At 62.1% G+C, this 12,378-nt stretch carries 10 protein-coding genes; 2 read left to right on the top strand and 8 right to left on the bottom strand.

What is annotated here, in order from left to right; translation table 11 throughout:
• Nucleotides 1-132: 132 nt before the first annotated feature.
• The 5 genes from BKX96_RS05075 to BKX96_RS05055 all read right to left on the bottom strand — a co-directional run bounded on the left by BKX96_RS05075 (nt 133) and on the right by BKX96_RS05055 (nt 5,977).
• On the bottom strand, nt 133-1,461 hold the full coding sequence (locus tag BKX96_RS05075; RefSeq protein ID WP_077182933.1) for a TolC family outer membrane protein: 1,329 nt from the start codon (nt 1,459-1,461) through the stop codon (nt 133-135).
• On the bottom strand, nt 1,458-2,792 hold the full coding sequence (locus BKX96_RS05070) for an HlyD family type I secretion periplasmic adaptor subunit (RefSeq protein ID WP_077182932.1): 1,335 nt from the start codon (nt 2,790-2,792) through the stop codon (nt 1,458-1,460). The genes BKX96_RS05075 and BKX96_RS05070 overlap by 4 nt, the downstream gene beginning before the upstream one ends.
• Nucleotides 2,793-2,799: 7 nt before the next feature.
• A complete protein-coding gene (locus BKX96_RS05065) occupies nt 2,800-4,521 on the bottom strand; it encodes a type I secretion system permease/ATPase (RefSeq protein ID WP_077182931.1) in 1,722 nt (573 codons plus the stop codon).
• Between the two features lie 410 nt (nt 4,522-4,931).
• Nucleotides 4,932-5,420: a hypothetical protein gene (locus BKX96_RS33105; RefSeq protein ID WP_077182930.1), complete on the bottom strand. Its 489-nt coding sequence runs from the start codon at nt 5,418-5,420 to the stop codon at nt 4,932-4,934.
• Nucleotides 5,421-5,515: 95 nt separating this feature from the next.
• Complete coding sequence (locus BKX96_RS05055; protein ID WP_046815489.1) at nt 5,516-5,977, bottom strand: anti-virulence regulator CigR family protein; 462 nt, start codon at nt 5,975-5,977, stop codon at nt 5,516-5,518.
• Nucleotides 5,978-6,145: 168 nt separating this feature from the next.
• Between BKX96_RS05055 and BKX96_RS05050 the strand changes: the two genes are divergently transcribed.
• Complete coding sequence (locus tag BKX96_RS05050; protein ID WP_046815490.1) at nt 6,146-6,880, top strand: metallophosphoesterase; 735 nt, start codon at nt 6,146-6,148, stop codon at nt 6,878-6,880.
• Nucleotides 6,881-6,993: 113 nt separating this feature from the next.
• Nucleotides 6,994-7,302: a hypothetical protein gene (locus BKX96_RS05045; RefSeq protein ID WP_077182929.1), complete on the top strand. Its 309-nt coding sequence runs from the start codon at nt 6,994-6,996 to the stop codon at nt 7,300-7,302.
• Nucleotides 7,303-7,346: 44 nt separating this feature from the next.
• On the opposite strand, the gene BKX96_RS05040 is transcribed toward BKX96_RS05045, so the two are convergent.
• From BKX96_RS05040 to BKX96_RS05030, 3 genes are read right to left on the bottom strand one after another with little or no spacing between them, the layout of a single operon-like run.
• Nucleotides 7,347-9,104, bottom strand: coding sequence for an acyl-CoA dehydrogenase family protein (locus BKX96_RS05040; protein ID WP_077182928.1), 1,758 nt, complete (start codon nt 9,102-9,104; stop codon nt 7,347-7,349).
• Nucleotides 9,105-9,147: 43 nt separating this feature from the next.
• Nucleotides 9,148-10,389, bottom strand: coding sequence for a thiolase family protein (locus BKX96_RS05035; RefSeq protein WP_077182927.1), 1,242 nt, complete (start codon nt 10,387-10,389; stop codon nt 9,148-9,150).
• Nucleotides 10,386-12,269: a feruloyl-CoA synthase gene (locus BKX96_RS05030; protein WP_077182926.1), complete on the bottom strand. Its 1,884-nt coding sequence runs from the start codon at nt 12,267-12,269 to the stop codon at nt 10,386-10,388. Before BKX96_RS05030 ends, BKX96_RS05035 begins: the two co-directional genes overlap by 4 nt.
• Nucleotides 12,270-12,378: the final 109 nt, after the last annotated feature.

Raw genomic sequence — 12,378 nt, 5'->3', positions numbered from 1 at the left:
TGCCGCCATTCAGCATGCACCCCGCAACCCTGTAGGAGCTGGCTTGCCAGCGATGGCGGCCAATCAGGCGAGCATTCTCTCCTGGTTGTACGCGATCTTCTGTGGGAGCGAGGCTGGTCGCGATAGAGCCTGTCAGAACAACCCCTGAACCTTCTCCAGCTGGCTGCGGGTCATCTGTCCCGTCCTCGTATGCAGGTTGACGTAGCTTTGCAGCATCGCCAGCTTGGTATCGAGCAGGTCTCGCTTGGCGGCGAACAGGCGCTGCTGGGCGTCGAGGATGTCGACCGTCGAGCGCACGCCGGCCTCGTAGCCTTTTTCCGCGGACTTCAGGGCGGTCTGGCTCGAGCGCACGGCGGTCACCAGGGCCTTGCTCTTCTCGTAGCCCGCCACCACCCCCAGGTAGTTGAGCTCGAGATCTTCGTTCATTTGCTGGAGCTGGGCCTCGTAGCTGGACCGGGCGCTTTCGAGGGTGGCAAGGGCTTTTTCCGACGACGCAGTGACCCCGCCGCCTTGGTACAGCGGGATATCGATCACCACGCCCACGTAATAGGTCGACTGGCGCTGGGTGTAATCGTTGATGTCGCTCTGGCCGACCCGCGCCAGCCGGCCGCTGAGCGCCACGGTCGGGTAGTGCCCGGCCTTCTGCTGATCGAGGTTGGCTTCGGCCACCTTGATCGAAGCTCGGCTGATGCCCAGTGCGGACGCGGCCTGGTCAGCCTTGAACAGCCAGTAGTCCAGGTCCTGTTCAGGGGCGAGCAAGGCGGCGGCCGGTGCCTGTTCCTGCATCTGCGGGATCTCGCTGACGGTGATACCTGCGCGCCCCGCGAGCTTGCGCAGGGCCGAGCGATGCTGGGCCTGCAACTGGATCTCCAGGGCGCGGATCGAATCGAGCCGTGCTTGCGCCTCTTCAAGGTCGGTGATGGTGCCTTCACCGGCTTCGAACAGACGCTTGGATTGCTTGGCCAAAGCTTCGATCGAGGCTTTCTGCTGGGTCGTCAGCTTGAGTTCGTTTTCCACCTGGGCAAGGTCGAAATAGGCCTGCACCACGCGATCGAACAGCGCCTGGTCGGCGCCCTCGTGTTGGATTTCGCCCAGTTGCCCCCGAGCCTTCGCCTGTTCGTAGGATGCCCAGCGGCCTTTGTCGAACAGCGGCTGGATGACCGACAGGGCAACACTGTCGGAAGCGAACTGATCGTCCTGGCTGCTGGTCGAGGGCTGGTTTTCAAACTGGCCGCCATGCCCGTAGCGAGAGTTGATGGCCACCTGTGGCAGCAAGCCGCTGCGGCCGATCGCCTCCTCCTGGCGCGAGGCTTCGTAATCGTGGCCGGCGACCTTGTAGGTCGCATCGTTGATTCGCGAGGCGTCGTAAAGGGCGACCAGCGACAATGGCGGCTCGGCAGCCAGCAGCGGGCACGAGCAGAACACGGAGAGCATCAAGCCTATACGTAGAGACACGATCATTCTTCCTTGAAAGCACCGGCCATACGCTCGGTCACCGGCTGCATCAAGTAGTTGGCGAGGGTCCGCTCGCCGGTTTTGACCAGGACTTCGGCCTGCATGCCCGGCTTGATATCCAGGCCCAGCTCGCGCAGATGGATGATCGCCTCGGGGCTGACCGAGACTTCCACCGAGAAGTAAGGCGAACCGGTGTGCTCGTCGATCAACTGGTCGGCCGATACCGTGGCCACCTTGCCGACGATCACCGGGGTGTGCACCCGTTGCAATGAACCGAATCGCAAGTCGACAGGCAGCTCCGGCTTGAGCCGGTCGGCCATCATCGGCGGGAACTGCGCCTTGACGACCCAGCTGGAACCTTGCGGCACAATGTCCATCAGGCGCTGGCCCGCCGGTGCGATGCCGCCGACCGTGTGCACGGTCATGCCCATTACCTGGCCGGCGACAGGCGCGACGATGGCGGCGCTGTTGACTTCGAATTCCAGTGACTTGATCTGGTCGGTCAGGCTTGAGGTCTGTGCCACCACCTGGGTCAACTGCGACTCGGCCTCGCTGCGGAATATCTGCGCCTGTTGCAAGGCCTTGAGCTTGCTTTCATTGATCGCCTGGCGCGTACGGCCGATATCGGAAATGCTCGAAGCCAACTGGGCGCCCAACTGCGCCGCACTGCTTTCCGCTTCGAACAGCCTGTTGCGTGGCAGGTAACCTTCACGGGCCAGTTCGCGCAGGCCGTTGAGCTCTTGCTGCTGGAATTGCAGTTGTGCGGCGTGGTTGCGCTTGATCTCCTCGAACCCCTTGAGTTGTTCGTTGAGCGAGGCTATTTCGTGCTGGCTGATTTGCATGCGGCTGGCCAGCTCGGCACGGCGAGTGGCGAACAGATAGCCTTGCAGCTCCATCGCCGCGACGGCGCGAGGGTCACTGGCACGGGCGAGCAACGCCGCGGACCACTGCACGCTGGCGCGGTCCAGGCGCTCGGCCATCAGGCGATCCTCGACGGCACGGGCACCAAGCCATTGGCCCAGGGCGACATCCAGTTGCGACTTGGCCTGGACGGTATTGAACTGCACCACCACCTGGCCTTGCTGCACCCGGTCGCCTTCGCGCACCTGAATGCTCTCGATCATGCCGCCGGTACGCGACTGGACGGTCTTGCGCTCGCCGGAAACCACCACAGTGCCGCTACCCACCACGCCGCGGTCAAGCGGCGCCAGGCAGGCCCATAGCAGAAACCCGCCCAGGCCCAGGAGCAAAAACCAGACACCGATCCGGGCAATGCCCGCGGCATCCGCATCGGGCTTGTGCTCGGGGGTCGAAATGTCGCTCGAACTGGCTTGCATTGATGCCTCAGGCTTCTTCATTGCGGGTTTCGACGGCTTTTTGCGGCGTCGGTGGCAGCAGGGTCTTGAGCACCTGGTCACGCGGGCCGAACAGGGTTTGCACGCCGTCCTTGAGGAACAACAGTTTGTCGACCGCGCCGAGAATGCTCGGCCTGTGGGTGACCAGCACCACGGTGCAGCCTGCGGCCTTGAGCTTGCGCACGGCCTGTACCAGCGCCGCTTCACCGGCATCGTCGAGGTTGGAGTTGGGTTCGTCGAGCACCACCAGCGCCGGTTGGCCATACAGCGCGCGCGCCAGGCCTATGCGCTGTTTCTGGCCGCCGGACAACCCCAGTCCACCGGACCCGAGCAAGGTGTCATAACCCTTGGGGAAGTGCAGGATCATCTCGTTGATACCGGCCAGTTGCGCCGCTTCGATGACCTTGGCGGAATCCACCTCACCGAAGCGCGCGATGTTTTCGGCGATGGTGCCATCGAACAGTTCGATGTCCTGGGGCAGGTAACCCAGGTAAGGGCCGAGGGCTTCACGCGACCACTGGCTGACCTCGGCGCCGTCCAGGCGTACCGAGCCCTGTTTGGCGGTCCAGATGCCGACCATGGCACGCGCCAGGGAAGACTTGCCCGAAGCGCTGGGGCCGATGATCGCCAGGACTTCGCCCTTGGCCAGGCTGATGGTCACGCCGTTGACCGCAGGCTTGTGCATACCCGGCGGGATGATCACCAGGCGGTCGATGCCCAGCGCCCCGGTCGGCGGCGGCAGCGGCATGCGCAGCGCGGCCTTGGGGAATTCGGTGAGTAACCGGTTCAATCGCTCGTAGCTGCTCTTGGCATTACCCATTTGCTTCCACGAACCGATCAACGCTTCGGCCGGCGCCATGGCGCGCCCCAGCAGAACAGACACGGCAATCATCACTCCGGCGGAAATCTGGTTCTCGATCACCAGGATGGCGCCCAGGCCCAGGGCCAGGGATTGCCAAGTCATGCGCACAAAACGCGACAACGCGGCGATCCGCGAGCTGCGGTCGCTGGCTTCGCCCTGCTCAGTGATAACCCGTTGCTGCACGTTGTACCAACGCCGACGCAGGGGCGTGAGCATGCCCATCGCCTGAATCACTTCGGCGTTCTGCAAGGTACTGTTGACGTAGCTGGAAGACGCGACGGACAACCGGTTGGCTTCGCTCATGCTCTTGCGTGTGGTCAGTTCGTTCCAGACCGCCAGCCCGGCCAGGATCAGCGAACCGATGACGGTGAACACTCCCAGCCACGGATGGAACAGGAACGTGGCGATCACGTAGATCGGCAGCCACGGCGCATCGAAGATGGCGATCAGGGCCGGACCGGTCACGAACTGGCGGATGCTGTTCAGGTCGCTCAACACCTGCGCCGGGTTGGCGCTGTGCTCCTTGAGGCTGCGCTCAAAGGCGGCATCGAATACCCGCTCACCCAGTTGGGTGTCCAGGCCTGCGCTCATCTTGATCATGACCTGGCCGCGCACCCATTCCAGCGCACAACCGAGCGCAAAGAACCCGAGCAGAATCAGGCTCAGCATCAACAGGGTGGTTTCATTGCGGCTGGTCAGGACGCGGTCGAAGACCTGCATCATGTAGATCGAAGGGACCAGCATCAGCAGGTTGATCACACCGCTGAACAGTGCCAACACGCCGAAAAGCCGACGATACCGTAGCAGCGCTGCATCGATATCTCGCTGGGGATCTAGGAAAAATCGCATAAAGTCCGAAAATGAAAAAAACATTGGGAAAAACGACGGTTGCGGTGGTGACCGGGGTGCATCAGGCGGCGGCCGATGCTAGCACTTTGCCTCTAGCTAATGAACTGGCGGAAGGCGGTCAGCCCCCTACTTCATCGGCTTGAACGAACCGTTCTTGAGGCTATTTTAATTGTGCCGACCCGCCGCTGATGGGCGCTGGACAAAGTCGCCTGGCAAAACCCCGCGTTCGAACGACTGGCAGGTGTACCGGTCAGTTGGCGGATCTCGACGTACGGCAGGATTACCCCGGCGTAAAACGAAAAAAATCCCGGAAACAGAACGTCTCCGGGATTTTTTGTTTGCACAGGTTAGACGCAATAACTAGCGGTTCACCCTGTAATGATCAACTGATTGCGACTGGCAATTTCTGCTCAATGGGATTTCTTGGCGGTAGACGCCCCGGCATTACTCAAGCCCTTCGCGTTGTGATCTCCTGGCGTCGAGGCCGAAATGGCAGTGGCTTTAGTCAGCCCGCGCGTATCTTTGGAATGTGCAATACCTGAGGTGGTGGTGCCGTGACCCTTGTCACTATTGCGGTCACTACCGTACCGGTTGCCGCTGATGCCATGGTCGCGAACCGCCTTGCCGGCATGATCACTGCTCAATCCCTCACCGCGGCCGTTACTGCCGGAGTGACCCGTACCACTGTGACCGCCACCATGGCCGCCGCCATTGCCGCCGCCATTGCCGCCACCATGGCCACCACCATTGCCGCCGCCACCACCACCACCACCACCACCACCACCTTCTTTGGCGTAGGCGGAGTTCATGATGGACAGGTCAGCAGGGAGTAACGGGGCGGCTGCAAGCATCATGGCGAATGACATTACAGCAACGAAACTCTTGTTTTTTAAAAGCATGATTGCTTCCGTGAGGGTTGATTGCGCGTATCTTAGGACGCTCCAAATCCCTTTGAGTTCAAACCCCACGACGGACGGGATGCTTGAAGCGATGATCAATCAAAAGCCCCGTTGAGAACTTCATAGATAATGCCGGTAGCGATCGCCACCAGTATCAAGTCGGTGCCTGCCTGCTGCCATTCGTACCCATCATAGTGGGGCAGCCTGCCCATCAGCCGACCATCGAGCTTCTTGGCAATCCCGGGGGGAAGCGGTTTACCTCGGGCAAGATTCTTTTGAATGCCGGGTGGCAAAGCAGGCCCGGGGCTCCAGTAGTCCCGATACCCGTCAACGATGCCAAGAACGCTTCCTCGATTGATGCTGGGGCCATGATCCCAATCATCGCCCCCTGAATTTTTTCCTTTATGCCCCTGGTTGCCGTGCTCCTGGCTGTTTTGTGGATTGCCCTTTGCGTTTCCTTGCCCTTTCCCGTTACCGGGGTCAGCCAATGCCGTAGCCGAGCCGGAGACCAATGCAATACATGCAATAGCTGCAATCAACGAGCGGTATCTGAACATATCCGTACTCTCAGAAAGGGAACACTCCCTGCAATGTAGACGCTTTGGACCGAATTGGTTCCCTTGCACATCTCTCACTTGTCTCTCACCGGGTGGTGTACTGGGGGCGGGCAAGGCGATGCTATGCCAAAATTAAATGGAACGCCGTCGGCCGCACCGGAGTGACCCGTGATCGAATCCATCGAGGTGTCACGCATCAAGCGCTTCGCTGCAAACACAGCGGGCCGGGATTTCGCGGTGGGTGACATTCACGGCCACTTCACCCGGATACAGGCTGCGCTGGAGGGGATCGGTTTCGACCCTGCTGTCGACCGCTTGTTCAGCGTCGGTGACCTGGTTGATCGCGGACCCGAGAGCCGCGACGCTCTCGACTGGCTTGCCAAGCCATGGTTTCACGCGGTGTGCGGTAACCATGACGACTACGTGATCCACTTCGACACCTGCGACGTCGACAGCTGGATCTGCAACGGCGGCTCCTGGTTCACCGGGCTTTCGCCGTTCGAGCAGATAGCATTCGCGGTACGGTTCGCCGAGCTGCCGATCGCCATCGAGATCGATACACCTGGTGGATTGGTGGGGATTGTCCACGCCGACTGCCCGGTGCCGTCATGGGATCGGTTGCGCAGCGAACTGGAATCACCTGAGAACAACACACGGCTGCAACTCGTGCTGCACAGCTGCATGTGGTCACGCACCCGGATTCAGGACGGCGATACCGGCGGCGTCGAAGGACTTCGCGCGCTGGTCGTCGGCCATACACCGCTCAGGTTCGCTGCAGTTCTCGGCAACGTGTACCACATTGATACCGCGGGCTGGCTGGACGGTTATTTCACACTGCTGGATCTGGCGACCCTGCAGTGCATTCCGCCCATCGATCCGGGACTCGGCTTCGACTGGGACTGAGCCTTCCCGAGGGCTCTAGAGTTTGCCGTTCGTCCAAAGCCAGGCACTCGCCGTGAGCCGCTATCTCTCATGTATAAGCACGGACATCCCGCGCATAAAAACGGAGAACCAACATGGACATTGACGAGAATGCAGTGGGTAACAGGTCGCAGCAAGACGTGACGCGAACCACGGACAACGAAACCGGCCATGACCCCAGGAATGACGCGCCCGAGGTTTCATTGCCGCCGAACGACGAAGCGCCTGTCACTGAAGATATGAGACAGGCAGAGGTAAATAACCCGGTCTCGAGTGAGCATCCGGACTTTGGAAAAGGTGCCCGCCTCGATGATTCTGACGCCGCCCCGCACATGAACGAACAGGACGAACATGACAAGGAGGCTCGCGGCTTGCCTGCGAGCGACCCGGAATCAGGTGCCTGAAGCGTTCGGATCATGCCTGATGCCCGCGACGCACCCTCCTGCACTCACTTGAGAAACGGCAGCGGCGCCCTGGCCGCACGAATGGCAGCGATCCGCTGATCCGCTTCCGGCAGCAGGTAGGCGAAGAAAAAGCTCGCGGTTTGCAGCTTGCTGATGCGCAGCGGATCGCTATCGGTTAACGCCAGGGCAACACGCGCCGCCCGAGCCCAGGCAAAAGCCAGGAGGGCCACACCACACAGGCGCAGAAAATCGCCCGCCGCCCGATAGGGGTATTCAGGGTCATCGACTGCATGATCACGTAGCTCTATTTGCACGCCCTCGAACTTGTTGCAAAGCAGCGCCAGTTCGGCGCAAAAGCTGGCCCCGCCTGCGGGTTCGCAGACCTGCGCGGCTTCTTCGCGCATGACCGCCAACAATTGCCTGAAGGCGCGCCCCTCATCACCCAGCACTTTGCGCAGTAGGAGGTCATTGGCCTGAATTTCGTTACTGCCCTCATAAATCATGGCAATGCGGCTGTCGCGCATGGTCTGTTCGATGGCGAACTCGGCGACGTAGCCGTAACCACCGAATACCTGCAAGGCATTGCTGGCCAGGCGAAAACCCTGCTCGGTGAAAAAAGCCTTGATCACCGGCGTCAGCAGCTGCGCCAGTTGCAAGGCCCCTTGCCGAGTGGACGGGTCTGGGGCCTGCTCGGCCTGATCGAGTAAATGCGCTGCCCAATAGCCGACGGCGCGCATGCCCTCGGCGTAGGCCTGCAGCTCCAGCAAAACCCGGCGCATGGCCGGATGATAGTGAATCGGGTCGACAGCGTCGGCGGCAACGCCGGCGGGGCGAATGGGCGCGCGCATTTGCCTGCGCTCCAGCCCGTACGCATAGGCGTTCTGCCATGCAGCTTCGGCATGTCCCAGACCCTGGAGGCCGACATGCAGTCGCGCCGAGTTCATCATCACGAACATCGCGGCCAAACCACGATTCGCCTCGCCAATCAGCCAACCCTGGGCGCCGTCGAAGACCAGCGAACAGGTGGCACTGCCCTTGATGCCCATCTTGTGTTCGATACCATCGCAGCGCACCGCATTGGCTCGAGCGCCATCCAGCCGCTTGGGTACCAGAAACAGCGAAATACCACGACCTCCGGCGGGTGCCCCGGGCAGTCGAGCCAGCACCAGATGCAAGATGTCCTCGGTCAGGTCATGTTCGCCTCCGGAAATGAACAGCTTGCTGCCGCTCAGCCGATAACTGCCGTCGTTCTGCGGTTCGGCGCGGCAGCGCAGCAGGCCGACGTCGCTGCCTGCCTGGGGTTCGGTCAGACACATGGTAGGCAGCGCTTCGCCACTGACGATCTGCGGCAGATAACGCTCCTTGATCCACTGCGGCGCATGGGTCTTGAGGCACAGGTAAGCGCCATGGGCGATCCCCGTGTACATGGCCCAGGCGTGGTTGCTGGCGTATAGCATTTCCTGCAATGCAGCATCGAGCAATTGCGGCAATCCCTGGCCTCCGAAGGCTTCATCACAGGCCAGGGCCGGCCAGCCACCTTCGGCGAATGCCCGGTAAGCCTGGGCAAAACCGTCCGGCGTAGTGACCCGACCATTACCGAAACGGCAACCCTGGCGATCGCCACTGCTATTGAGCGGCGCCAATACATCCGAGCTGAAACGCCCGGCCTCGCCCAGCACCTGGAGGGCCAACGGCAAATCGAGGGCCTCGAACGCGGGCATCTGGCTCCACGCCTGGGGGGCCTGCAGCCAATGCTCGAAGATAAACTGCATGTCGCGCAACGGCGCCTGGTAGTGCCACATGGCCAACCTCGTGTTGTTCAAAAAGAAAAAACACCGCAACGATTCAGCCGCGAAAATCCGGGTTTTCGATCAGCACGGCCATGCCCTGCCCGCCGCCGACACAGGCGGCGGCGATACCGTAGCGCTTATGTTGCTCGCGCAATTGCCGCGCCAAGGTCAGCACCAAACGCAAGCCGGTGGCTGCCAATGGATGCCCCAGCGCGATAGAACCACCACGACGGTTCAGGCGGTCGTTATCCAGCTCCAGCGCCTGAGCCACCGCCAGCACCTGCGCGCCCTGCGCCTCGTTGACTTCGAACAGGGCGACATCGTCCTGGTCCAGCCCACTGCGTTGCAGTAACAACCGGATTGCCGGAACCGGACCGATGCCCATGAACTCCGGCGCCACCCCGACCACCGCCGTCGCCAGCAGATGCGCCAGTACCGGACGCGTACTCAGCGAAGCTCGGCCGACCAGTGCCGCCGCCGCGCCGTCCACCACCGCACAGCTATTGCCGGCGGTTTGCACCCCTTCGGCGTGAATCGCCTGCAGCCTGGCCAGCGCGGGTAAATCGGTCGGCCGGGGATGGCTATCCTGGGTGACCGGCTCACATCGACGCGGCAGGGCAATTCCCCGAGGCTGATAGCCTTGCAGTTCAAACACCGCATTATCCACCGGGACGATTTCATCGCTGAACCAGCCGCTGGTCTGTGCGTGCAGTGCCCGTTGGTGACTGTCGAGGGCATAGCTGTCTACCGCCTCGCGGCTCAGGCCGTGACGCTTGGCGAGATTTTCCGCCGTGGCGATCATGTCCAGTCCCGGCGCCGGGTCGTACAGCGCTTCCCACAGGAAATCCTTGAAGTCCACCGGCGCCCCGAGGCGAAACCCGCCCCGGTGGGTGTAAGCGGCAATCGGGTTGCGCGACATGGATTCGGCGCCCACACACAGGGCCAGTTGCGCGCCCCCTTGAAGCTGCTCGCCGGCCTGGCGCAACAGCTCGAAGCCGGTCGCGCAAATGCGCTGCACAGCCAAGGCCGGCACCTGTTGTGGCACACCGCTGTAGAGGCCGATATGGCGTGGCAGCATGTAGGCGTCGAAGCTGGCCTGGGCCATGGAGCCGGCCAGCACCGTATCCACGGCCCGCGGATCGAGCCCGGTACGGGCCAATACTTCGCGACCGACCTTGATGCCCAGGTCAATGGGCGATACCTGGGCCAGTGCGCCACCGATGTCGACCCAAGGCGTTCGCACCGCATCAAGAATCGCCACATCCGTGAATGACGAATATTGCCCCGGGCAGCTCAAGACCGTGGCCCTGCGCGCAGGATCGAGTGGTCTTCACCGCGATACATCGCCTCGACCTGGGCTGCACGCCATTGCAAGACCGCGCGCTGGTTGATCGAGCCTTTGTCGGTGATTTCACCCCGATCGATGGACGCGGGCTCGTCGAGCAACGCGATCCACTCCAGACGACTGGCATTGCCGCTGGCGTCGCGATTGAGCCGCTGCAGCCAGTTGGCGAACCACTCGCGCACCGGCGCGCTGGCAAGCACCTGGGCATCGCTGGCACTTCCCGCGAGCCCCGCCAGGCGGCGACATTCGTGCATCCGCGGGAATACCAGTGCGCCAAGGCATTCACGATCCGGCGCCGTCACTACCAGGTCCTGGACATAGGGCGAGCCTTCCAGAACCGCACGATTGCGCAGAGGGCCGACACTGACGAACACCCCGGAAGACAGCTTGAAGTCTTCGGCGATGCGCCCATCGAACATCAGCCCCAGTTGCGGGTCGTGCGGGTTGGCAAGCTTGAGTGCATCACCGGAACAGTAAAAGCCTTGCTCGTCGAACACCTCGGCGGTCTGCTGCGGTGACCGCCAGTAACCCGGCATGATATGCGGCCCACGAAAGCGCCCTTCCAGCTTGCCGTCCTTCGGTACCAGCCGAACCTCGCAACCCGGGGCCGGCAAGCCGATGTAACCGGCCATGGACAAGGGCCCGGTGGTAAAGGTACAGGATGGCGCGGCCTCGGTCATGCCCAGCCCGGCCATCATCCGAATGCGTTCGCCACAGTGTTGTTCGGCGACCCGGTCCAGGCGATCCCAGACGCTTTGCGACAACCCGGCGGCGGCGAAGAAAAACAGGCTGACGCGCTTGAAAAAGCACTCCCGGAGCTCCGCGTCCTGTTCCAGGGCCGACACCAGTTCTTCCCAGCCCTTGGGCACGGTCAGGTAGGCGGTGGGAGAGACCTCCTTGAGGTTGCGCAGGGTCTGGGCAAATCCCTGCGCTGTAGGCTTGCCGTCATCCAGGTAAAAACTGCCGCCGTTGTAAAGCACGATGCCAAGGTTGTGGCTGCCGCCGAACGTGTGGTTCCACGGCAGCCAGTCCACCAGCACCGGAGGTTCTTCACCGAACACTGGAAAAGTCTGCAACAACATCTGCTGGTTGGCGCAGAGCATGCGTTGGGTGGTGATCACCGCCTTGGGCAACCGGGTCGAGCCGGAGGTGAATAGAAACTTGGCGATGCTGTCCGGGCCGGTGGCGGCAAACGCGGCTTCAGCTTCGGCACCGCCCGGTTGCTCAAGCAGGCTGGCAAAGTTCGCATGGCGACGACCTTCGACCTGGCCCCGGACGGTAATCAGTGGCGTATCGGCCGGCAGCACGGCGTCGATGGCGCGCTGGTACGCTGGCGCGTCACTGACGAAAACCAGGCCTGGTTGCAGCAGGTCGCACACGTGGCGCAGCTTGGAAAAATCCTGGGACAGCAGCGAATAGGCCGGCGACACCGGACAGTAGGGAATGCCCGCATACATGGCACCCAGCGCGACCTGCAAATGCTCGATGTCATTACCCGAAAGCAACACCAGCGGCTTGTCTGCCGACAGACCGTAGCCCAGCAGGCATTGGGCGATTGAACGAACACTGTCGAGCATTTGTGCGTAGCTCACCCGACGCCATTCCCCGTCGTCCTGGCGGGCTGCGATGAACGTCTGCTCTGGCCGAACCTGGGCCCAATGCACCAGGCGGTCGAGCAACCGCCCGGGCATCTCGGCCAACGGTTCCAGGGAGCGCATGTGCAGTTCGCCCTGCTGCTCGGTCACCTCGACCGCCGCACAACCGATGGACACCTGGCGATAGCGCGGTGCGCCGGCCTGGACATGGGATTGCAAACTGAATTCGGAACTCAAGTGCTTGTACTCCGTCGAGGCACGCTAGAACCAAGCCATACACAGATGACTCAGCGATAGCGTGGCAGCCGTTGGCTGCAGCCTTGTTATTGTTATTTCGGCCTTGCAC

Origin of the sequence: Pseudomonas putida (assembly GCF_001976065.1) — a bacterium.
Taxonomy (GTDB): Bacteria; Pseudomonadota; Gammaproteobacteria; order Pseudomonadales; family Pseudomonadaceae; genus Aquipseudomonas; species Aquipseudomonas serbica.
This window is presented reverse-complemented; position numbering and strand designations above follow the sequence as displayed.

Bases quoted from the DNA above. Each gene is read 5' to 3' on its own strand.
- BKX96_RS05075 (WP_077182933.1), bottom strand. From the start codon at position 1,461: ATGATCGTGTCTCTACGTATAGGCTTGATGCTCTCCGTGTTCTGCTCG.
- BKX96_RS05070 (WP_077182932.1), bottom strand. From the start codon at position 2,792: ATGCAAGCCAGTTCGAGCGACATTTCGACCCCCGAGCACAAGCCCGAT.
- BKX96_RS05065 (WP_077182931.1), bottom strand. From the start codon at position 4,521: ATGCGATTTTTCCTAGATCCCCAGCGAGATATCGATGCAGCGCTGCTA.
- BKX96_RS33105 (WP_077182930.1), bottom strand. From the start codon at position 5,420: ATGCTTTTAAAAAACAAGAGTTTCGTTGCTGTAATGTCATTCGCCATG.
- BKX96_RS05055 (WP_046815489.1), bottom strand. From the start codon at position 5,977: ATGTTCAGATACCGCTCGTTGATTGCAGCTATTGCATGTATTGCATTG.
- BKX96_RS05045 (WP_077182929.1), top strand. From the start codon at position 6,994: ATGGACATTGACGAGAATGCAGTGGGTAACAGGTCGCAGCAAGACGTG.
- BKX96_RS05040 (WP_077182928.1), bottom strand. From the start codon at position 9,104: ATGTGGCACTACCAGGCGCCGTTGCGCGACATGCAGTTTATCTTCGAG.